General features: G+C 67.4%; 17 protein-coding genes. 2 read left to right on the top strand and 15 right to left on the bottom strand.

What is annotated here, in order from left to right; translation table 11 throughout:
• Nucleotides 1–87 precede the first annotated feature (87 nt).
• On the bottom strand, nt 88–3,588 hold the full coding sequence (gene rpoB, locus AMK34_RS27385; protein ID WP_038519869.1) for a DNA-directed RNA polymerase subunit beta: 3,501 nt from the start codon (nt 3,586–3,588) through the stop codon (nt 88–90).
• A gap of 647 nt (nt 3,589–4,235) precedes the next feature.
• On the opposite strand from rpoB, the gene AMK34_RS27380 reads away from it, so the two are divergent.
• A complete protein-coding gene (locus AMK34_RS27380) occupies nt 4,236–5,402 on the top strand; it encodes a hypothetical protein (protein ID WP_083650016.1) in 1,167 nt (388 codons plus the stop codon).
• 107 nt (nt 5,403–5,509) lie between these two features.
• Here the strand turns inward: AMK34_RS27380 and AMK34_RS27375 are convergent, their stop codons facing one another.
• From AMK34_RS27375 to rplJ, 13 genes are all read right to left on the bottom strand, one after another.
• Nucleotides 5,510–6,385: a hypothetical protein gene (locus AMK34_RS27375; protein WP_073847305.1), complete on the bottom strand. Its 876-nt coding sequence runs from the start codon at nt 6,383–6,385 to the stop codon at nt 5,510–5,512.
• A 183-nt stretch (nt 6,386–6,568) separates the two neighbouring features.
• The gene (locus tag AMK34_RS27370) at nt 6,569–7,090 is read right to left on the bottom strand and encodes a hypothetical protein (RefSeq protein WP_037332725.1); all 522 of its coding nucleotides are present in this window, start codon (nt 7,088–7,090) and stop codon (nt 6,569–6,571) included.
• Nucleotides 7,091–7,121: 31 nt separating this feature from the next.
• Nucleotides 7,122–8,387 carry an MlaD family protein gene (locus AMK34_RS27365; protein WP_073847304.1) on the bottom strand — a complete coding sequence of 422 codons (1,266 nt, stop codon included), beginning with the start codon at nt 8,385–8,387 and terminating at the stop codon, nt 7,122–7,124.
• The gene (locus AMK34_RS27360) at nt 8,387–9,589 is read right to left on the bottom strand and encodes an MCE family protein (protein WP_073847303.1); all 1,203 of its coding nucleotides are present in this window, start codon (nt 9,587–9,589) and stop codon (nt 8,387–8,389) included. The genes AMK34_RS27365 and AMK34_RS27360 overlap by 1 nt, the downstream gene beginning before the upstream one ends.
• Nucleotides 9,589–10,767, bottom strand: a complete 1,179-nt coding sequence (locus AMK34_RS27355; RefSeq protein ID WP_073847302.1) for an MCE family protein — start codon at nt 10,765–10,767, stop codon at nt 9,589–9,591. The genes AMK34_RS27360 and AMK34_RS27355 overlap by 1 nt, the downstream gene beginning before the upstream one ends.
• Complete coding sequence (locus AMK34_RS27350) at nt 10,764–11,750, bottom strand: MCE family protein (protein ID WP_038519881.1); 987 nt, start codon at nt 11,748–11,750, stop codon at nt 10,764–10,766. Before AMK34_RS27350 ends, AMK34_RS27355 begins: the two co-directional genes overlap by 4 nt.
• Entirely contained in the window at nt 11,747–12,778 is a 1,032-nt protein-coding gene (locus tag AMK34_RS27345) for an MCE family protein (protein ID WP_073847301.1), read from the bottom strand. The genes AMK34_RS27350 and AMK34_RS27345 overlap by 4 nt, the downstream gene beginning before the upstream one ends.
• The gene (locus tag AMK34_RS27340) at nt 12,775–14,112 is read right to left on the bottom strand and encodes an MCE family protein (RefSeq protein ID WP_083650015.1); all 1,338 of its coding nucleotides are present in this window, start codon (nt 14,110–14,112) and stop codon (nt 12,775–12,777) included. Before AMK34_RS27340 ends, AMK34_RS27345 begins: the two co-directional genes overlap by 4 nt.
• Nucleotides 14,109–14,945: an MlaE family ABC transporter permease gene (locus tag AMK34_RS27335; RefSeq protein ID WP_016331063.1), complete on the bottom strand. Its 837-nt coding sequence runs from the start codon at nt 14,943–14,945 to the stop codon at nt 14,109–14,111. Before AMK34_RS27335 ends, AMK34_RS27340 begins: the two co-directional genes overlap by 4 nt.
• A 3-nt stretch (nt 14,946–14,948) precedes the next feature.
• Complete coding sequence (locus AMK34_RS27330; RefSeq protein WP_125732839.1) at nt 14,949–15,701, bottom strand: MlaE family ABC transporter permease; 753 nt, start codon at nt 15,699–15,701, stop codon at nt 14,949–14,951.
• 38 nt (nt 15,702–15,739) lie between these two features.
• Nucleotides 15,740–16,909: an ABC transporter ATP-binding protein gene (locus tag AMK34_RS27325; RefSeq protein ID WP_038519889.1), complete on the bottom strand. Its 1,170-nt coding sequence runs from the start codon at nt 16,907–16,909 to the stop codon at nt 15,740–15,742.
• A 373-nt stretch (nt 16,910–17,282) separates the two neighbouring features.
• A complete protein-coding gene (gene rplL / locus AMK34_RS27320; RefSeq protein ID WP_037332742.1) occupies nt 17,283–17,669 on the bottom strand; it encodes a 50S ribosomal protein L7/L12 in 387 nt (128 codons plus the stop codon).
• A 48-nt stretch (nt 17,670–17,717) separates the two neighbouring features.
• Nucleotides 17,718–18,269: a 50S ribosomal protein L10 gene (gene rplJ / locus AMK34_RS27315; RefSeq protein ID WP_034304192.1), complete on the bottom strand. Its 552-nt coding sequence runs from the start codon at nt 18,267–18,269 to the stop codon at nt 17,718–17,720.
• 329 nt (nt 18,270–18,598) lie between these two features.
• Here rplJ and AMK34_RS27310 point away from each other — a divergent pair, with 329 nt between their 5' ends.
• Nucleotides 18,599–19,444: a hypothetical protein gene (locus AMK34_RS27310; RefSeq protein WP_073847300.1), complete on the top strand. Its 846-nt coding sequence runs from the start codon at nt 18,599–18,601 to the stop codon at nt 19,442–19,444.
• A 127-nt stretch (nt 19,445–19,571) separates the two neighbouring features.
• Here AMK34_RS27310 and AMK34_RS27305 read toward each other — a convergent pair whose 3' ends face one another.
• Nucleotides 19,572–20,336 (bottom strand): alpha/beta fold hydrolase, encoded by a 765-nt coding sequence (locus AMK34_RS27305; RefSeq protein ID WP_038519895.1) that lies wholly within the window; start codon nt 20,334–20,336, stop codon nt 19,572–19,574.
• Between the last annotated feature and the right edge of the window lie 6 nt (nt 20,337–20,342).

Here is a 20,342-nt window from a genome sequence, read left to right as displayed (position 1 = left end):
TTACATCCCCTTGGGGTTGATGCGACTAGAGGAGTTGGCGAGCGGAGGCGGGAGCCCACGGGAGGCAGGCTCCCGCCTCATCGCGGGTCAGTGCACGACGTCGTCCACCGAGGGCGACTCGTTGCGGGACAGGTTGATGCCGAGGTTGGCCGCGGCACGCTCGAGGTCCTCGTCGTCGGAGTCGCGCATCTCGATCGCGGCGCCGTCGCTGGACAGCACCTCGACGTTGAGGCAGAGCGACTGGAGCTCCTTCAGGAGCACCTTGAACGACTCGGGGATACCCGGCTCGGGGATGTTCTCCCCCTTGACGATGGCCTCGTACACCTTGACGCGGCCGACCACGTCGTCCGACTTGATCGTCAGGAGCTCCTGCAGGGTGTATGCGGCGCCGTACGCCTGCATCGCCCAGCACTCCATCTCGCCGAACCGCTGGCCACCGAACTGCGCCTTACCACCCAGCGGCTGCTGCGTGATCATCGAGTACGGACCGGTGGACCGGGCGTGGATCTTGTCGTCGACCAGGTGGTGCAGCTTCAGGATGTACATGTAGCCGACGGAGACCGGGTACGGGTACGGCTCGCCGGAGCGGCCGTCCAGCAGCGTGGCCTTGCCGTTCTGCTTGACCATGCGCTCGCCGTCGCGGTTCGGCTTGGTCGCGCCGAGCAGCCCGGTGAGCTCCTCTTCCTTGGCGCCGTCGAACACCGGGGTCGCGGTGTTCGTGCCGGGGTCGACGTCGTAGAGCTCCTCGTTGAGGTTCTTCGCCCAGTCGGGCTGCCCTTCGATCTTCCACCCCTGCGACGCCAGCCAGCCCAGGTGAAGCTCCAGGACCTGGCCGATGTTCATACGACGCGGGACACCGTGGGTGTTCAGGATGATGTCGACGGGCGTGCCGTCCTCCATGAACGGCATGTCCTCGGCGGGGAGGATCTTGCCGATGACACCCTTGTTCCCGTGGCGGCCGGCGAGCTTGTCGCCCGGCTGGATCTTCCGCTTCTGGGCCACGTAGACGCGGACCAGTTCGTTGACGCCCGGGGGCAGCTCGTCGTCGTCCTCGCGCGAGAACACGCGGATGCCGATGACCTTGCCGGTCTCGCCGTGCGGCACCTTCAGCGAGGTGTCGCGGACTTCGCGGGCCTTCTCGCCGAAGATCGCGCGGAGCAGGCGCTCTTCCGGGGTCAGCTCGGTCTCGCCCTTGGGCGTGACCTTGCCGACCAGGATGTCGCCGTCGCGGACCTCGGCACCGATGCGGATGATGCCGCGCTCGTCGAGGTCGGCGAGGACCTCCTCGGAGACGTTCGGGATGTCCCGGGTGATCTCCTCGGCGCCCAGCTTGGTGTCGCGGGCGTCGATCTCGTGCTCCTCGATGTGGATCGACGTGAGCACGTCGTCCTGCACCAGGCGCTCGGAGAGGATGATCGCGTCCTCGTAGTTGTGGCCCTCCCACGGCATGACCGCGACGAGCAGGTTCTTGCCGAGCGCCATCTCACCGTTCTCGGTGGACGGGCCGTCGGCGATGACCTGACCCTGCTCGACCCGGTCGCCCTCGTTGACGATCGGGCGGTGGTTGAAGCAGGTGCCGTGGTTCGAGCGACGGAACTTGTACAGTCCGTAGCTCTTCCGCGTGCCGTCGTCGTGCATGATCGTGATCAGGTCGGCCGAGAGCTCCTCGACCACACCGGCCTGCTCGGCGACGAGCACGTCACCGGCGTCCACCGCGGCACGCAGCTCCACGCCGGTACCGACCAGCGGGGCCGAGTTGCGCAGCAGCGGAACGGCCTGACGCTGCATGTTCGCGCCCATGAGCGCGCGGTTCGCGTCGTCGTGCTCGAGGAACGGGATCATCGCCGTCGCGACCGAGACCATCTGTCGCGGCGAGACGTCCATGTAGTCCACGTCCAGCGGGTCGATCAGCTCGACCTCGCCGCCCTTCTTACGGACCAGGACGCGGTCTTCGACGAAGGTGCCGTCGTCCGAGATCGGCGCGTTGGCCTGCGCCTTCACGAAACGGTCTTCCTCGTCCGCGGTGAGGTAGTCGACCTGGTCGGTGACGCGACCCTCGACGACCTTGCGGTACGGGGTCTCGATGAAACCGAACGGGTTGACCCGCGCGTACGAGCAGAGCGAACCGATCAGGCCGATGTTCGGGCCTTCCGGCGTCTCGATCGGGCACATGCGGCCGTAGTGCGACGGGTGGACGTCACGGACCTCCATGCCGGCGCGCTCACGCGACAGACCACCCGGGCCGAGGGCGGACAGACGACGCTTGTGCGTCAGCCCCGACAGCGGGTTGTTCTGGTCCATGAACTGCGACAGCTGCGAAGTACCGAAGAACTCCTTGATCGCCGCCACGACGGGACGGATGTTGATCAGGGTCTGCGGCGTGATCGCCTCGACGTCCTGGGTGGTCATCCGCTCGCGGACGACGCGCTCCATCCGGGACAGACCCACGCGGATCTGGTTCTGGATGAGCTCGCCGACGGTGCGGAGACGACGGTTGCCGAAGTGGTCGATGTCGTCGGTCTCGACCGGGATGACCTGGTCGCCGACGGTCGCCTTGTCCTCGCCCGCGTGCAGGCGGACCAGGTACTCGATCGTCGAGACGATGTCCTCTTCGGTCAGCGTCCCGGTGTCGTACGGCGTGGTCAGGCCGAGCTTCTTGTTCAGCTTGTACCGGCCGACCTTGGCCAGGTCGTAGCGCTTCGGCTTGAAGAACAGGTTCTCCAGCAGCGTCTGCGCGCTCTCCTTGGTGGGCGGTTCGCCCGGGCGCAGCTTGCGGTAGATGTCGAGCAGCGCCTCGTCGGTGCCGGCGGTGTGGTCCTTCTCGAGGGTGGCGAGCAGCGTCTCGGAGAAGGAGAAGCGCTCGCGGATCGCCTCGGTGGTCCAGCCGAGCGCCTTCAGCAGCACGGTGACCGGCTGGCGGCGCTTGCGGTCGATGCGGACGCCGACGGTGTCGCGCTTGTCGACGTCGAACTCGAGCCACGCACCCCGGCTCGGGATGACGCGGACGTTGAAGACGTCCTTGTCCGTGGTCTTGTCGACGCTGGTGTCGAAGTACACACCCGGCGAACGGACCAGCTGGGACACGACGACACGCTCGGTGCCGTTGATGACGAAGGTGCCCTTGTCGGTCATCACCGGGAAGTCACCCATGAAGACCGTCTGGCTCTTGATCTCGCCGGTGTTGTTGTTCACGAACTCGGCGGTCACGAACAGCGGGGCCGCGTACGTCATGTCCTTGTCCTTGCACTCCTCGACGGAGGCCTTGACCTCGTCGAAGCGCGGGTCGGAGAAGGACAGCGACATGGATCCGGAGAAGTCTTCGATCGGCGAGATCTCGTTGAGGACCTCTTCCAGGCCGCCGACCGGGTTTTCTTCACCTTCTTCGACGCGGCGTTCGAACCACGCCTCGTCGCCGGTGAACCATTCAAAGGACCTGATCTGCACGTCGAGCAGGTTCGGGGTGCTGAGCGGCTCGCGAATCTTTGCGAAGGAGACCCGCTTGGGGGCTCCCGGGATTCCCGTGGACTCCGAGCGAGATACAGCCGAGGTGGTCGCAGCAGTGGCCTGGTTCGCGGGAGAGACTGCCAAGATGCGTCCTTCCGGGGACAATGAGCGGTGAGCAGCCGCGTCAGCAACAGCTGATGCGGTCTGTCAAGGGTGCCGTGTGCCCACTATCCTAACTACCGGCTCCGGGCAGCCTGAAAGAGGGCAGCGCAAAGAAGCAGTCTAGCCCGAACGTCGCGGTCTGTCCAGGGGGCGCTCCCGATGGGGCCCAGCCTGCATCGCAACGTCTTCAGGTATGCCTCTCCTCGGCCTCCCCGGGCCGTCCCTCCCGCAAGGGCACCGCCGGTTCTCACCGTTGCCAGTAAGCGTGACCCCACAGGGGCTCTGAGTCAAGATGCCGCGCGGTGGTCCCGCCGGTTGGCGCAGCGTGGAAGTAGCTCCGCAGCGGGCGCTTCACAGGACGATCATCCTGGTTACCGCCCGGTACCCGCAGGTGACGGCGCCGGCGCGCCGACCTGCGTTTAGCGGGCTAAACGCGATCCGGCCGCCGGGGCTTCCCGGACGGTCACCGGGTCGGGCCAGGCGACCGGCGGGGTGCCCATGGCGGACTCGGCCCGTGTGACCGCTGTGACCGGTGGGCCGTCTGGTGCGGTGCACAGGCGACGCGACGCACCTGCGTTTCGCGGGCTAATCGCGACGCGCGCCGGGTGGGCGCTGCCAGACTGGGCGGCGTGAGCGAAACGTGGGAGCAGGACGCCAGCGCCGAGATGCCCCCGGTCTTTCTGCGGCCGGAAGCCGAACTGCGGCAAGCCGCGGAGCGGAGCCCCCTCCTCGGCGAGGTCCTCGGATACGTCGCCGGGGCAGCCGGCGACGATCCGCTGATTGCCCGATGGGCGGAGGTGGCCGGGCTGGTCCGCGACGTCGACGGCAAGCACGTGCCCGTCGAGGAGAACGCGACGCTCGTCGACGACCCTCTCCGGCTCTGGGAGCGGCTGTATTCGACGATCGGCGAGGCCGAGCGTCTGCCCTTCGGACTGGTCGCGACGATCACACTCACGCTCTACCGATCTGGTCCGGTCGCTGTGCCGGTCGAGCTCCTTTTCGAAGCCCTCGAACTCGGGCAGACAGCGGACGAGTCGACGCGGTACACCTCAACTGTCGCGCTGGACCTGTTGGAACGGCTCGGCGCGATCGAGAAGGGCACCGCGGACCCGGCCGGGCTCGCACTGATCGCCGAGATCGCCGGGAAACCCGATCCCTCCCCGTTGCTCCTCAGCCTTACCCCGATCGCCGTCTGGGCGATCAACAGGGAGCTTCGCGAGGCCGGAATGAGCGCGCCGGTCATCGGTGAGGCGGCGGAAAAGAGTCTCGGCGAGCTGAGCCCACGCCTCGCCGAGTCCGGGCCGGGGATCATCGACGCGGAGCTGAAGGCCTGGGTGCGGCACCGGTCACCCTCCGACGCGGCAGCGGAGGCGAGTGAGTTCCTCCGCACGGCACGGCTCCCCGTGGAACGACTGTTCGCCTTGATCGTGCTCGGGGAAACCGGCGAGTTCGGCCTCGAGACCGCTGCCGGAGTCCGAGCCGAAGGCGGTCTGGTCGGCGCGGCCGCCGCGATGTGGCTGTCCGAACGTGGCGCGGTCGACCGGGAAACGATCACCCGCGACGAGGTCGTCCTCGGGATGGCCGACCATTACGCGGCGATGCACGCGCTCGGCGCGTTCGTCCATCAACTCGCCGACATGGACGACCGCTTCGACATCGTGGACCTGCTGACGTCCTCCGGCCATCCGGACCGGCTCCAACTCCTGAACGTCGTCGGCACGGACCACCCGGACCCGAAGATGGCCAAGAAGGCACGCACGGCGAGCTACAAGCTCCGGTCGAGCGGTGGCGCCTGAGCCCCCTGGTCAGCGCGCCGACGCGTGACGTTTAGCCCGCGAAACGCAGGTCAGCGGGGTCGCGGAGCCGGATCGCGTTTAGCGGGCTAAACGCGATCCGGGGCGGGTCACTTCGAGGGGGCCGGGGAGGCCGGGGGTGAAGCGGGGGCCGAGGAAGCGGTGGGGTTCGGCGGAGCGGCGTAGGTGTTCATCGCCGTGATCTTCCACTTGTCGCCCTGCAGCTCCGCGTTCAAGTGCAGCTGCGCGCTCCCGGCGGTGGTCTTGTTCGTGTCGGCCCGCGTCGAGCTCTGGTCGACGAACACCATCACGTCGGCCCGGTCGCCTTCCAGCCGGATGACGGCGCTGCGGGTGACCTTGCACGTCACGACCATCTTCTGCTGCGGGGCCAGCCGCTTGACCTCGCCCATCAGCAGGTTGTACTTCGCCCGGACGTCGTCGTTGACCAGCAGATCGGCCGCCGCGGTCTCGGTCTTCGCGATGTTGTTGTAGTCGTACGAGAACAGCGCCTCGGTCGCCTTCGCGACCTGGTCCTTGACCTGCGCGGTCTTCGCGACGTCCAGCAGCGCCGTGTTGTTCGTCGAGCTGGACACGTCGTCGGCCTGGATCTTGAAGAGCACCGCGGTCGCGGCCAGCAGCAACCCGACGACGACCAGCGCGCCCGCCAGGATCAGCTGCTTCGAGCCCGGCTTCTTCTCGTCCTCCGAAGATTCGTCGACGTCGGCTTCGGCCTCTTCGAGGTCGTCCGGCTTCTCCTCGGCGACCGCGCGGGCCTTCGCACGCGGGGTCGGCTTCGCGACGACCTCTTCTTCGGGAGCGTCGGGCTCTTCAGCGACCTCGGTGTCCTCAGCGGACTCAGCGGACTCAACGGCCTCGGTGTCCGAGACGTCCTCGTCGACCTCAGGCTCCGGCTCAGGCGTGGGCTCCGGCTCAGGAACCGGAGCCGGCCGCGGCGACGGACGGCGAACCGGCGCCGGCTTCGCCACCGGCGTCTCGTCGACCTCGACCTCCGAAACAGAAGCCTCCGAAACATCCGAAACAGGAGCGGAAGCAGGAGACGCACCGGGCCGTCGCAGGCCGGCCACCCGGGGGCGGCGCACCGGCGGAGTGCTGCGAGGGGGCTGGCGACGGGAGGGGGGCACTACGTGGCTCCGTTCTAGGTGACGCTCTTACTGACCGGCCGCGACGAGGGGCACGTTGTCGATCCCGGACAGCTTCCACTCATCGCCGACCCGGGTCATCGAGACCTCCAGGCGCAACGCCTTCGAGCTCGCCTTGTCGCCCTGGGTGACCTGGGTGGAGATGGCGGCGAGGAAACTCGCCTTGCCCTCGTGGTCGTCGAGTTCCTCGACCGCGATGTCCTGGATGGTGGTCACGACCTTGGTCTTCGCGTCGCCGAGCGCCTTGCGGTAGGTCGGCTCCAGCTGGGCCAGCTGCTGGCTCATCTTCTCGTCGGAGACGGCCTTCTGCTTGTTGAAGAACTCGTCGAGGTTCTCGAAGTCGACCTCGGTGTACGCCTTGATCGCGGTGCCGCCCGCCTTGACCACGTCGTCCCGCGAGCGCGCCAGGTCGGCGTTGTCGTCCGACGCGGCCACGGCCCACATGACACCGAAGATCGCCGCGGCGAGGAAGGCGGCCAGCGCGAACGCCGCCGCCCCCAGTACCAGGGTCCGCGATCGAGAAGAACTCATGACACTCCAGGGTAGGTATACGGTCTCGGGCTCAGCCGGGCAGGCCCAGCAGCGTGCCGAGGGTGGGCAGGCTGACCCCGGGGCTCTGCAGGACGCTCGGCATACCCTGCGCCGCGCGCAGGCTGGCCAGCTCCTCGGCCGAGCGGCCCGCGTTCGCCGCGACGTCGCCTTCCGACGGGATCTGCGGGACCCCGTTGTACGGCACGTTCTGCGAACCGCGCACGTTGATCGGGCTGCCCTTCGGCTCGGCGCAGTATGCGTCGTCCTTCGGCGCGCGAGGCGTCGTGTCGGTGCCTTCGCGGTACTTGTCGAGGCCGATGTAGCCCTTGGTGCACGAAGGCGGGTTGAACAGGTTGAGCGCGAGGCCCAGGTGCGCGGTGCCGTCGTTGGCGACGCTGTTCGCGCCCGCGGCCAGCATCGGGTACGTCACCAGGCCCTGTTCGAGCCCGTCGAGCCGGGTCACCAGCAGGTTCGACGTCGTGAGCAGATTCGCGGTCAGCGCGCCCAGCCCCGGTCCGGATTCGGCGAGCACCTCGCTGATCTGGGTCGCCACCTGCGGGGTGATCCCGATCAGCTTCCGGATGTCGGCGTCGGAGTTCTTCAGCGTGCCCGAGAGCTTGTTGAGGTCCGCGCTGAACGACTTCATGGAGCTCGACATCTCGTTCTGCGTTTCGAGGACCTGCCCGCCCTTTTCCAGCAGCTGGATCGTCTGCGGCAGGTACTCCTGCGCGGTCGTCGTGAAGCTCCGCGCGGTGTCGAGCAGCCGCTGCAGGTCCGGGCCGGTGCCGTTGAAGGCGTTGTACGACTCGTCGACGACCTTGCGCAGCGAGTCGGTCGGCACCGAGGCCGCGAGGCTGTCGAGGTCGCCGATGAGCTGCTCGGTCGGCACGGGCGTCTTGACCTTGTCGGCCGGGATGACCGAACCCGCGTTCAGGAACGGTCCCTTGTCGCTCTTGGGCTTCAGGTCGACGAACTGTTCGCCGACCGCCGACCGGTTCGCGACGACGGCGTCGAGATCGGCGGGCACCAGCGGGGCGTCCGGTGAGATGTTGAGGTCGGCTTCCAGTCCGGTCTTGGTCAGGCGCAGCTCGCCGACCCGGCCGATGTTGAAGCCGCGGTACGTGACCTCGGCGTTGGTGAAGATGCCGCCGGATTGCTTGAGCTGCAGCTTCACCGTATAGCCCTCGTCGCCGAAGACCTGGCCGAGCCCGGCGAACCGGATCAGCGCGTACACGATGGCGACCACGGAGATGATCGCGAACGCGACCAGCTGGATCTTCGTCCTACGGACCAGCATCAGCCGGCACCTCCCGAAAGCACGCCGAAGATACCGGCGGGTCCGGTCTGTTGCGGCTGCCCGCCACCCTGCGGCGCGCTCGCCTGGCCGCCGGCGACACCGCCGACGCTGTCCGGGATCGGCAGCGGCGGATTCGCCCCCGGTCCCTCCGTCCCGCCGGTGAGGCCCGGCACCGGGATGACGTCCTGGAGCGGGTTCTGACGGCTGCGGCCGAGGTTCTTGAGGATCTCGTTCAGGTTCAGGTCGATCTTCGCGAACAGGTTGAAGTAGTCGCCCTTGACGCCGTCGTAGGCGGCGTCGCTGAACGGGAAGGTCAGCAGGATCTCCAGCGCCTTCGGCAGATCCGCGCCAGCTTCGCCCAGCTTCTGCAGCGTCGGCTGCAATGCCTTGAGGTCGGCGACGAGGTCTTCCTTGCTCTTGTTCACCGTGTCGACGGCGACACCGGAGAGGTGGTTGAGCGCGTTCAGCATGGTCACCAGCTGACCGCGCTGCTGCTCCAGCACACCGAGCCCGGGGCCGAGGTTGTCGACCGCGCCGACCAGCTTGTCCTTCTGTCCGTTGAGCGTGAGCGAGAGCCGGTTCAGCCCGTCGAGCGCCCGCGTGATGTTCGCGGACTGCTTGTCGAGGTTCGTGACCAGCTCGTTGGTGTTGTTCAGCAGCGCCTTGAGCTCCGGCGAGCGGCCGGTGGTGGCATTGTTGAGCTCCTTGGTGATGGTGTTGAGCTGTTCCACCCCACCACCGTTGAGCAGCAGCGAAAGCGCGCCGAGCAGTTCCTCGACCTCGACGCTGCGGTTCGTGCGGGCCAGCGGGATCACCGCGTTGTCGGCGAGCTTCCCCTGTCCGTCGGGGGGTGCGGCCAGCTCGACGTACTTCTCGCCGAGGAGGCTCGACTGCTTGACGTTGGCGAGCGCGTTCGCCGGCAGTTTCACGTCGCCGTTGACCCGCAGGGTGACCTCGGCGTTCCAGCCGTCCTGGGTCAGGCCGATCGCTTCGACGCGACCGATGGCGACCTCGTTGACCTTCACCCCGGCCTGCGGGGTCAGGTCGAGGACGTCGCGGAACTGCACCTTGACGGTGTACGGGTGGTCGCCGAGCTCGGCGCCACCGGGCAGCGGGACGTCGTAGATCCCGCTGAACCCGCAGCCGCTCAACGTCAGCGCCGCGACGGTCCCGACGGCCACGAGGGCAATTTTCGTACGCATCACTTCGCCGCCGTTCCGTAGAGCTGACCCGCGATCGGGAGCGGCAGCGGCGGCAGCTGGCCCGCCTGCGACGACTGGATCACCTGCGCGATGGACGGCAACGGAACCAGCCCGTCGACCAGCCCGGCGACGCCCTTGCACGCGTCGCCCAGCGCGTCGAGCGCGTCCGGGGTCTGCTTGAGCAGGTTGCACACCATCACCAGCGGCGGCTGGGTGAGCTCGTTGAGGTTGGCCCGCGCGTCGAGCGTGCCCGACGAGGCGTTGTAGGTGTTGACCAGGTTCCCGAGGCCGACCGGGGCGACGTCGAGGATCTCGGCGAGCGCGCCGCGCTGGTCCACGAGCACCTTGGTCACACTGGCCAGCTTGTCCACATTGGACTTGAGCCGGTCGCGGTTCTTCTCGATGAACGCCTGCACCGCGGTGAGCGTGTCCGACAGCTGCTTCACCGTCGCCGAGAGGTTTTCCCGCTCCCCCGCGAGGAATCCGCTGACGTCGGCGAGCTGCCGCTCGAAGTCGCGGACCTGCTTGTCGCTGTTCACCAGCGTCTTCGAGAAGGAGCCGAGGTTCTCGACGGTCTTGAACAGGTCGTCCTTGTTGCCCGACAACGTGCCAGCGGCCTGGCCGAGCTTCGTGATCGTGTCGTGCAGCGCCTGCCCGTTGCCGTCGAAGTTCTTCGCGGCGGTGTCGAGCAGGTTCGACAGCGAACCGTTCTTGTTGGCGCCGTTGGGCCCGAGCGACTTGCTGACCCGGGAGAGGCTGGCGGCGAGCTCGTCGACCTCCAGCGGGACCTCGGTGCGGTCGAGGCCGATGACGGCGCCGTCGGCGATCCGCGGTCCGCCCTTGTACGCCGGGGCGAGCTGCACGTAGCGGTCGCTGACCAGTGACGGCGAGACGATGATCGCCTTCGCGTCCGCGGGCACCGCCACCGAACGGTCGTATTCGAGTTCGACGCGGACCTGGTTGCCCATCGGCTGGATCTTGGTGACCGTGCCCATGTCCACGCCGAGCATGCGGACACTGTTGCCTTCGTAGAGGCCGACGGTGCCCGCGAAGTACGCGGTCACGTGATTGCGGCCGGCGTCCTTGAGCGTCCACCACAGCGCGCCGGCGACGACCAGCGCGAGCACGATCGCGATGGTGAAGCCGCGCGCGAGGCTGGAACCGAGACGGGTACTCATTTCTCGTAGCACCCCTTGTCGTTGATCGGCCCGAACGACGGCAGGACCAGTCCGCAGATGTAGTTGTCGAACCAGCGGCCGTTGCCGATCGTGTTCGTGAACACCCGGATGAACGGCGCGAACCGCGCGATGCCCTGGCCGAGGGCGTCCTGGTTGCGCTGCAGCATCGAGGTCAGCTGGTCGAGCTGGGCGAGCACCGGGTCGAGCTGCGCGTCGTTGTCGTCGACCAGGCCCTTGAGCTGGGTCGCGAGATTGCGCGAGCCGTCCAGCAGCGCGGAGATCGCCTCCTTGCGCTTGGCCACCTCGCCGAGCAGCTTGTTGCCGTCGGCCAGCAGCTTCTGGAACTCGGCGTCCCGGTCGACGAGCGTCTGCGAGACCTGCCGCGTGTTCGCGAGCAGGCTCGACAGCTGCGAGTCCCGTTTGGCGATGGTGTCCGAGAGGCGGGAAAGGCCCGTCAGGGCGCCCTTCACGTCGGCCGGGGTGTCGGCGAAGGTCTCCGTGATGACGTCGAAGCTCTTCGCCAGCTGCGTCGTGTCGATGTCGTCGACGGTCTGCGAAAGACCGCGGAAGGCGTCGAGGACGTCGAACGGCGACATCGTGCGCTCACGCGGGATGGTCGCGCTCGGGTCGAGCGTGCGCTGCCCCTGCGGATCGAGCGCCAGGTACTTCTGGCCGAGGACGGTCTTGATCTTGATCGCCGCGCTGGTCTTGTCGCCCAGCCAGGCGTCCTTGACCTTGAACGAGATCCGGACCTTGTCGCCGTCGAGCTTGATCTCGGAGATCTTCCCGACCTTCACACCGGCGACCCGGACGTCGTTGTCCTCCTGCAGACCCGAAGCCTCGCTGAAGTCCGCGGTGTAGGTCGTCCCGCCGCCGATGACCGGCAGGTCCTCGGAGTTCAGCGCGGCGATGAAACCGAGCAGCAGCACCGAGATACCGACCAGCGCGATCGGGATCGGATTGCGTTTCTGGAACGACTTCATGCCGTGCACCTCGCCCGGTTCACCGGCAGCAGCGGCAGGTTGATCGGCTCGTTGATCAGCGGAGGCAGGGCGACGGCTCCCGTCATCTCACAGGCGAAGAAGTTGAACCAGGAGCCATAGTCGGCGGTGCGGGTCAGCGCCGTCACCTTCTGCGGCAGGAACTGGATGAAGTGCTCGACGATCGGCTGGCTGTCGTTGAGGTTCTTCGACAGCGTGCCGAGCGCGGCGATGTCCTGCTTGAGCGGCTCACGGGCTTCACCGAGCAGACCGGAGGTCGTCTTGGCGAGGGTGCCGAGCGAGTCGATGGCGTCGCCGATCGGCTCGCGGTCCGCGGCCAGCCCGGAGACCAGCTGCTGCAGCTTGACGATCAGGTCGTTCAGCTGCGGCGTGTGCGCGTTGACCGTGTCGAGCACCGAGTTCAGGTTGTCGATGACCTCGCCGATCACCTTGTCCTTGTCGGAGATCGTGGTGGCCAGCGACGCGGTGTGCTTCAGCAGGCTTTCGACCGTGCCGCCCTCGCCCTGCAGGACCTGGATGACCTCGTAGGACAGCTTATTGATGTCGTCCGGGTTGAGCGCGGTGAAAAGCGGCTTGAACCCGTTGAACAGCTGCGTCAGGTCGAGCGCGGGCGTGGTCCGCTCCAGCGGGATGTTCCCGCCGGGCTCCAGGTTCTTGCCGGAGGAGTCGGTGCCCTGCCCGAGCGAGACGTAGCGCTGGCCGACCAGGTTCCGGAACTTGATCTGCGCGGTGACCCCGGCGGGCAGTTTGCGCCCGGCGTCCACTTCGAACTCGACCTCGGCCTGGCGGCGGTCGACGATGCGGACGTCCTTGACCTGCCCGACGCGGACGCCGGCGATGCGGACGTCGTCGTTGGGCAGCAACAGGGTGGCGTCGCTGAACCGCGCCTTGTAGGCGTTGGTGCTGGTGGTGTTCACGTTGGCGATGCTGATCCCGAGGATGGTCGTGAACAGCACGGTGACCACGATGAAGGCGCAGAGCTTGATCAGCGGAGCGAGCAATCCCCTCACTGGACGTGCACCTCCGCCCCGCGATAGAGCGGACCGACGAGCAGCGATCCCCAGCCGGGCACGTCCGAGGCGGACATGCCGACCTGCGGCGCGACCAGCTGCGCGAGGAAGTCCGATTCGGACGCGCTGTAGGACGGGCTACCGCCGGGCGCTCCCCCGCCGTTGTAACCGCCGACGTTCGCGAAGCCGTTCGACGGCGAAAGGCCGTCGTTCGCCGAGCGTGCCGGCTGTTTGACCGTGCTGCCGTCCTTGATCGGGCCGTCCGGCGGGTACTGCGGGAACGGGTCCGGGAACTGCTTCAGGTCGTAGCAGCGCGGACCGCGTTTGTCCTCGAACCGCGGCTCGTCCTTGCCCGGCAGGTACGGCCCGCGGTTGACAGTGACCTCGATGGTCGCGTGCAGACCGGGCCGGTCGGTGCCCTTGCCGAGGGCCTTGTCGATCTTCGGCAGGTTGGCCGCCATCTGCCCGATCACGCACGGGTATTCCGGCGCGTACTTCGCGAGCAGCTCCGCCGTCGGGCGGGCCGTGTCGGCGAGCCGGATCAGGTTGTCGGCGTTGTTCTGCAGGAACGTCTGCAGATCGACCGAAGCCTGCGTGACGCTGCCGTAGAGGTTCGCCAGGTTCATCTTCTGGTCCACCACGGTGCGGGTGGTGGTGCTCAGGTTGTCCAAGGTCTGCACCAGGTCCGGGGCGACGGCGTTGAGGTTGTCCGAGAACTTCGCGAGCTCTTTGAGGTTCTGCTGGAGCTTCGGCTCGTGCGGGTTCAGCTGCCCGACGTAGTCACCGAGCTGCGCGAGGGTGTCGCCGAGCTGGTCACCGCGGCCGTTGAGGGCGGTGGAGATCGCCGAAAGCGTGCTCGACAGCTTCTGCGGCTGGACCGCCTGCAAGACCGGCATCAGATGAGCGAAGGCCTGCTCCAGCTCGACCGCGCCGGACGTACGGTCCTGAGTGATCACGTCGCCTTCGGCGATCGTCTTCTCCGACGGCGCGTCCGGGATCTCCAGGGAAACGAAACGCTCACCGAACAACGTCTTCGGCAGGAATCGCGCCGAAACGTTCTGCGGGATCAGTTTCGCCGACTCGGGATTCAGCGCGAGCGTGAGCTCGGCACCGTCCGGCGTCGCGGCGATGTCCTGGACCGAACCGACGATGAGGCCGCGGACCTTCACATCGGACTGCTTCAGCAACTGGTTTCCGATGTTGCCCGACTGGAGCTTCACGCTGACGACGGGCGTGAACGCCCTTTGGTACAGCGCGATGCTCAGCGCCACCCCGCCGATGAGCACGGCGACCAGAAGCAGGCCCAGTAGCCTGCGCCGGACTGTCGCGATCATCCTGCGATCCTCACCGTGACGTCGGTTCCCCAGATCGCGAAACCGATGAAGAAGTTCATGATGGACACCGTGACGATGCTCAGCCGGACCGCTTTACCGACGGCCACGCCGACACCGGCGGGGCCACCGGAGGCCCGGTATCCGAAATAGCAATGGGACAGGATGATCAAGACGCTGAACAACAGCACCTTGATGAACGAATACAACACATCCTGTGGTGGTAGGAACAGGTCGAAATAATGGTCGTAGGTACCCGCTGACTGGTTGTAGATGTAGATAACGACCAACCGCGACGCGAGATACGAACTCAGCAGGCCGATGACGTACAGCGGGATGACCGCGACGAAACCGGCGATGATCCGCGTCGTCACCAGGTACGGGAGGCTCGGCACCCCCATGACCTCGAGCGCGTCGATCTCCTCCGAGATCCGCATGGCGCCCAGCTGGGCGGTGAAGCCCGCGCCGACGGTCGCCGAAAGCGCGAGGCCGGCGACCAGCGGGGCGATCTCGCGGGTGTTGAAGAACGCGGTCAGGAAGCCGGTGAAGGCCGAGGTGCCGATCGAGTTCAGCGCCGAGTAGCCCTGGAGACCGACGAGGACACCGGTGAACAGGGTCAAGCCGACCATCACGCCGACCGTGCCGCCGATGACGGCGAGCGAGCCGGAACCGAAGCTCACTTCGGCCAGCAGCCGCAGGACTTCTTTCATGTAGCGGCGAAGCGTCCTCGGCGTCCACAGCAACGCGCGGCCGTAGAACGACATCTGGTCACCGAGGTTGTCCAGTGTCTGCAAAGGACGGTTGGCGACCCGCTTGGCGCCCTGGAGGAAGGTCATGCGTCAGTCCAGCTTTCCGGGCACGATCTGCAGGTAGATCAGCGTGATCACGAAGTTCACCACGAACAGCATGAGGAACGTGATGACGACCGACTGGTTCACCGCGTCGCCGACGCCCTTCGGGCCGCCGGACGGGTTCAGTCCCCGGTAGGAGGCGACGACCGCGGCGATGAAGCCGAAGATCAGCGCCTTCAGCTCGCCGACCCAGAGGTCCGGCAGCTGGGCCAGCGCGGAGAAACTCGCCAGGTACGCACCCGGCGTCCCGCCCTGGAGGACGACGTTGAAGAAGTACCCGCCGAGCACGCCGATGACGCTGACCATGCCGTTCAGCAGGAGCGCCACCAGCATCATCGCGAGCACACGCGGCACGATCAGCCGCTGCACCGCGGAGACGCCGAGAACCTCCATGGCGTCGATCTCTTCACGGATGGTCCGCGCGCCGATGTCCGCGCAGACCGCGCTACCGCCGGCGCCCGCGACCAGCAGCGCGGTGACCAGCGGGCTGGCTTGCTGCACGGTGGCGAGCACCGACCCGGCGCCCGTGTAGGACTGGGCACCGAGCTGGCGGGCGAGCGAACCGAACTGCAGCGAGATGACCGCGCCGAACGGGATCGCGACGAGCGCCGTCGGCAGGATCGTGACACTCGCGATGAACCAGGCCTGCTGGATGAACTCCCGCAGCTGGAACGGGCGCTGGAAGATGCCACGAACGATGTCGAGGCCGAGAGCGAACAGGTTCCCGGTCTCGCGCACCATGCCGATTCCGGGGATCTTCGCCGATGAAGCGGGAGAGCTCACGCGCCACCTGACCCCGGATCTTGTGGCCGCAAGCGGTGGTTGCCCGCTCTCCCGGGGTGCGGGATGTGGGCGACCTGGTCGTCGGGCAGCTGGCCCTGGTGGTGGTTCGGGATCGAGCTGTCGACCGGCGCCGACCGGTGGCCGGCGGTGGCGAGACGCTGCGGGCGGACGCCGTAGCGCTGCTGCTCCTCCGGGGAAAGCGACTCGATGATGCTCTGCTGCGCCTCGGGCGGCAGGCCGTGCAGGATCTGCATGACGCGGTCCTTGCGGCGGACCGCGCCCATCCGGGTGGGCACGCCGGGCGTCGGCTGCATCTGCGGCGGCACCCCGCTGACGTCCTCGACACCGCCCGCGTGGTGACCGGCCTCGAACATCGCGCGCTCCGCGGCGAGCTGGGCCGAGTCCTTCTCCTCGCTCATGCCGATGGGGCCGTCCATCTTGCCGTTGAGGAACTGCTTGACGACCGGCTCCTCGCTGGTCAGCAGCACCTCGCGCGGGCCGAACATGACCAGTTCCTTGCGGAAGAGCATGCCAAGGTTGTCCGGGACGGTGCGGGCGAGGTTGATGTTGTGCGTGACGATCAGGAACGTCGCGTCGATCTGCGCGTTGACGTCCAGGAAGAGCTGGGAGATGTAGGTGGTGCGGACCGGGTCGAGACCGGAGTCCGGCTCGTCGACCAGGATGATCTGCGGGTCCAGCACCAGCGCGCGGGCGAGACCGGCGCGTTTGCGCATACCGCCGGAGATCTCGCCGGGCAGCTTCTTGTCGGCGCCGTTGAGACCGGTCATCTCGAGCTTCTCGAGCACGATCCGGCGGACCTCGGTCTCCGACTTCTTCGTGTGCTCCCGCAGGGGGAAGGCCACGTTGTCGTAGAGGTTCATCGAGCCGAACAGCGCGCCGTCCTGGAAAAGGACGCCGAAGAGCTTGCGCACCTCGTAGAGCTGGTGTTCGGAGCACGTCACGATGTCGACGCCGTTGATCATGCACCGGCCCTTGTCGGGCTTGAGCAGACCGATCATCGACTTCAAGAAGACGGACTTACCGGTTCCGGACGGTCCGAGCATCGCCGAGACCTCGCCCGGAGGCAGGGTCAGCGTGACGTCCCGCCAGATGGCCTGCTTACCGAAGGACTTGGAAAGACCTTCGATGACCACCTCGGCACCCATCGCACCTCCAGGAGCTGTTCCGCGTCGTCGCGCACTGCCTTCCCGTGCCACTGGCCCGAGAGGACGCATGCGTTCGCGCAGCGATACCCGCGTCAACCAGGTGCAACGAGCTGAGTGCGAACAGGTTACTCACCAGTTTTCTTTTCTGGCCAGACCCGCGGGTAACTTTTCGCACAGCCCGCCGCCTGCCCGTGCACCGCTTGCAGCACCGTAGTGCACGTCACTCCCGCGCGCAGATCCACGACCTGCCCCGGCCCAGGCCGGATCGCGATTAGGGGGCTAAACGCAGGTCGTGGGCACAGCGAAGGGGCGGGCACCCGTGTGGATGCCCGCCCCTTCGACGGTGCTGCGGTAGGCGCTGACGCGCCCGAGATCACTTGATGGCGATCTTGGCGCCCGCGGCCTCGAGCTTCTCCTTGGCGGCCTCGGCGGCCTCCTTGTCGACCTTCTCCAGGAGGGCCTTGGGAGCGGCCTCGACCAGCTCCTTGGCCTCCTTCAGGCCCAGACCCGAGACGACCTCACGGACGACCTTGATGACCTGGATCTTCTTGTCACCGGCGGACTCGAGAACGACGTCGAACTCGTCCTGCTCCTCGGCGGCCGCGGCGGGGGCGGCACCCGGGGCGGCGGCGACGACGGCAGCCGGGGCGGCCGCGGTCACGTCGAAGGTGGTCTCGAATTCCTTGACGAACTCGGACAGCTCAAGAAGGGTGAGCTCCTTGAAGGCGTCGATCAGCTCGGCGGTGCTCAGCTTCGCCATGGTGGCTTTCCTCTCTGAAACGAACTAAAAGTTCGGGGTGGGGGGTGTTCAGCTCTCGGCGGGTGCTTCGGCTGCTTCGGTACCGGCGTTGCGCTGCTTCTCCTCCAGCGCGGCAGCCAGGCGAGCGACCTGGGACGCCGGCGCCTGGAACAGCGCGGCGGCCTGGGACAGCTTCGCCTTGAACGCGCCCGCCGCCTTGGCGAGCAGGACCTCACGGCTGTCGAGATCGGCGATCTTGGTGATCTCGTCCACGGACAGCGTCTTGCCGTCCATGTAGCCGCCCTTGATCACAAGCGCGTTGTTGTCCTTCGCGAAGTCGCGAAGCGCCTTCGCGGCGTCAACAGCTTCACCTTCGACGAAGGCGATCGCGGTCGGGCCGACGAACAGGTCCTCGAGACCCTCGATGCCGGCGTCCGTGGCGGCACGCTTGACGAGGGTGTTCTTCGCGACCCGGTACTTGGCATTGGTGCCGAGAGCGCGGCGCAGCTGGGACAGCTGGGACACGGAGAGGCCGGTGTACTGGGTAACGACTGTGGCCGAGCTGCTGCGGAAGCTCTCCGCGATCTCGGCGACGGCCGCCTCCTTGTCGGGCTTCGCCATGGTCGCCTCCTCTCTTGGCTAGTGGTCCACTGGCCTTGAGAGCCCTGAAACGACGAAACGCCCCAGCGCAGACAGGCGCGGGGCGTCAGGGCACACGACGACATGCATCGTGGGCGAGCCTCGTTCCTCCTGCGCGGGTCGCCCGCCCTAGCGGGGCCTTCGTTCTCCAGGCCGTATGACCAGGAGAAGACCAGCGGTCTTCGGTAGAACCTTGACAAGGGTACGTGACCCTCTTCCGCCCTCCGCACGGACCCCCTTCCGGAGCGCGTTTAGCGGGCTAAACGCGACCGGCGGAGTGCGCGGGAGGCCTCGCGAGGCATCATGGTGACGTGGCGGAGCAGCGTGATGACGGAAAGCCGGGTAGCGAGCCCGGCACGGACATCGAGCCCAAGGCGGGAGGTCAGCCCGCGCCCCGGCTGGATGAGGAGCAACTGCGCCAGTTCCAGCAGTTTCAGCAGTTCCAGGACTATCTGAAGTTCACCGAGGCGCAGCAGCAGGGCCTCGTGCCGTCACAGACCACGCAGCCCGTGACCCAGCACTACGGCGGGCAGCCACCGGCACCTCCGGGACCGCCGCCCGGCGAACTCGTGCACGCCCCTCGCCCGCGCATGCCGCGCTGGCTGCGACGTCTGGGCGGGAAACTTCTCGCCTGGATCATCGTGATCGTGCTGCTCTGCGTCGGCGCCACCATCGTCTACCGGCAGATCTTCCCGAGCGACGCCGGGCAGGACACGGCGACGTTCGTCCAGGGCGGCGGCGGCAAGCACCACACCAACCGCGTGCTCGCCAATAATCCGTGGGAGGCCGTGCGTGCCATCTACGACACGATCGGCAAGCCGTACCCCCCGGATGTCCGGGTCGAAACGGTCTGCCTGGCGATGACCGAACAGGCGCAAGCTCAGTTCGCCCGCGACCTCGGCTATCCGGACTGCGCGACCGCCGTCCCGGCGCTGAACGCCAAGGTCACCGACATCACGCCGTACATCTACGCGGTGCGCCCGATATCGAGCGTGGTCCCGCGCCAGAACCTGACGATCCACTCGTGCTGGTACAACATCCGCGGTGGCCCTCTCCTGGGCAGCTTCACACTGCAGGAAGTCGAGATGGGCCAGTGGCTGATCACCGGCCACGCGAACTCTCCCGCCCCCTGCCCCGCCCCGCCGACCACCAACTGACCTGCACGTCTTCCCCCACAGATCGCGTTTAGCCCGCGAAAGGCGACGCGCCCGCCAGATCGCGATTAGCCCGCGAAACGCAGGTGCGGGCGCCGGATCGCGATTAGGGGGCTAAACGCAGGTCGCGTCAGAGGTCGTGCGAAGTCAGGAAGCCGGTGAGGGCGGAGCCGAAGGCGGGGTGCATGACGGCGGCCATGTGATCGCCGGGGACGCGCACGAGGCGGGCGCCGGCGATGGCGGCGGCCAGGCGTTCGGGTTCCGCGGCCAGCGGATCGGTGTCCCCGGCGAGGATCAGGGTCGGCACGGCGATCGCCGTCAGATCCAGTTTCGGATTCGCCGTCCCGCGCGCGACGGCCGCCAGCGCGATCCGGTCCGCCCGCAAAGCGTCGGCCAGCGCGCGGAAAGGCGCCGAAGACGGCGGAAGCGTCGAAGGGTCCGAAGCGAGCAACGCCTCGCTGATCGCCTCAGGCGTGACGACGCGGGTGTCGACGCCGCCGAAGTCGACGATCCCCGACCCGACCCCGCCGATCGCGAGGCACCGGATCCGCGGGTCCGCGGCCACCGCGCCGAGCGCGATCATCGCGCCCATCGAGTAGCCGACCATCGACACCTCGTCGAGCCCCAGGGAGTCGAGCAGCGCCGACACGTCACGCACCATCGCGTCGTCACCGTAGCTCGCCTCGTCGTGCGGTTTCGCCGACCGCCCGTGGCCGCGCGCGTCCAGGCTGATCACGGTCAGCCCCGCGTCCTGGAGGGTGTCGACGACGCCGGGAGCGATCCAGTTGGCGTTCGTGTCCGCGGCGAAGCCGTGCTGCAGCAGTACCGGACGCCCACGGCCTTCCCACACGGTGTAGCTCAGCTGAAGCCCGTCGAAGGACGCGAAGGTAGGCATGCCCTC

The organism is Amycolatopsis sp. CB00013 (genome assembly GCF_001905755.1).
Taxonomy (GTDB): domain Bacteria; phylum Actinomycetota; class Actinomycetes; order Mycobacteriales; family Pseudonocardiaceae; genus Amycolatopsis; species Amycolatopsis japonica.
The sequence above is the reverse complement of the archived record's forward strand: the minus strand, read 5'-3'. Positions and strand labels throughout refer to the sequence as shown.

Coding starts and splice junctions, on each gene's coding strand:
- AMK34_RS27370 (WP_037332725.1), bottom strand. CDS start 7,090: ATGAGTTCTTCTCGATCGCGGACCCTGGTACTGGGGGCGGCGGCGTTC.
- AMK34_RS27335 (WP_016331063.1), bottom strand. CDS start 14,945: ATGACCTTCCTCCAGGGCGCCAAGCGGGTCGCCAACCGTCCTTTGCAG.
- AMK34_RS27340 (WP_083650015.1), bottom strand. CDS start 14,112: ATGATCGCGACAGTCCGGCGCAGGCTACTGGGCCTGCTTCTGGTCGCC.
- rplJ (WP_034304192.1), bottom strand. CDS start 18,269: ATGGCGAAGCCCGACAAGGAGGCGGCCGTCGCCGAGATCGCGGAGAGC.
- AMK34_RS27325 (WP_038519889.1), bottom strand. CDS start 16,909: ATGGGTGCCGAGGTGGTCATCGAAGGTCTTTCCAAGTCCTTCGGTAAG.
- AMK34_RS27365 (WP_073847304.1), bottom strand. CDS start 8,387: ATGCTGGTCCGTAGGACGAAGATCCAGCTGGTCGCGTTCGCGATCATC.
- AMK34_RS27360 (WP_073847303.1), bottom strand. CDS start 9,589: ATGCGTACGAAAATTGCCCTCGTGGCCGTCGGGACCGTCGCGGCGCTG.
- AMK34_RS27305 (WP_038519895.1), bottom strand. CDS start 20,336: ATGCCTACCTTCGCGTCCTTCGACGGGCTTCAGCTGAGCTACACCGTG.
- AMK34_RS27330 (WP_125732839.1), bottom strand. CDS start 15,701: ATGGTGCGCGAGACCGGGAACCTGTTCGCTCTCGGCCTCGACATCGTT.
- AMK34_RS27350 (WP_038519881.1), bottom strand. CDS start 11,750: ATGAAGTCGTTCCAGAAACGCAATCCGATCCCGATCGCGCTGGTCGGT.
- AMK34_RS27355 (WP_073847302.1), bottom strand. CDS start 10,767: ATGAGTACCCGTCTCGGTTCCAGCCTCGCGCGCGGCTTCACCATCGCG.
- rplL (WP_037332742.1), bottom strand. CDS start 17,669: ATGGCGAAGCTGAGCACCGCCGAGCTGATCGACGCCTTCAAGGAGCTC.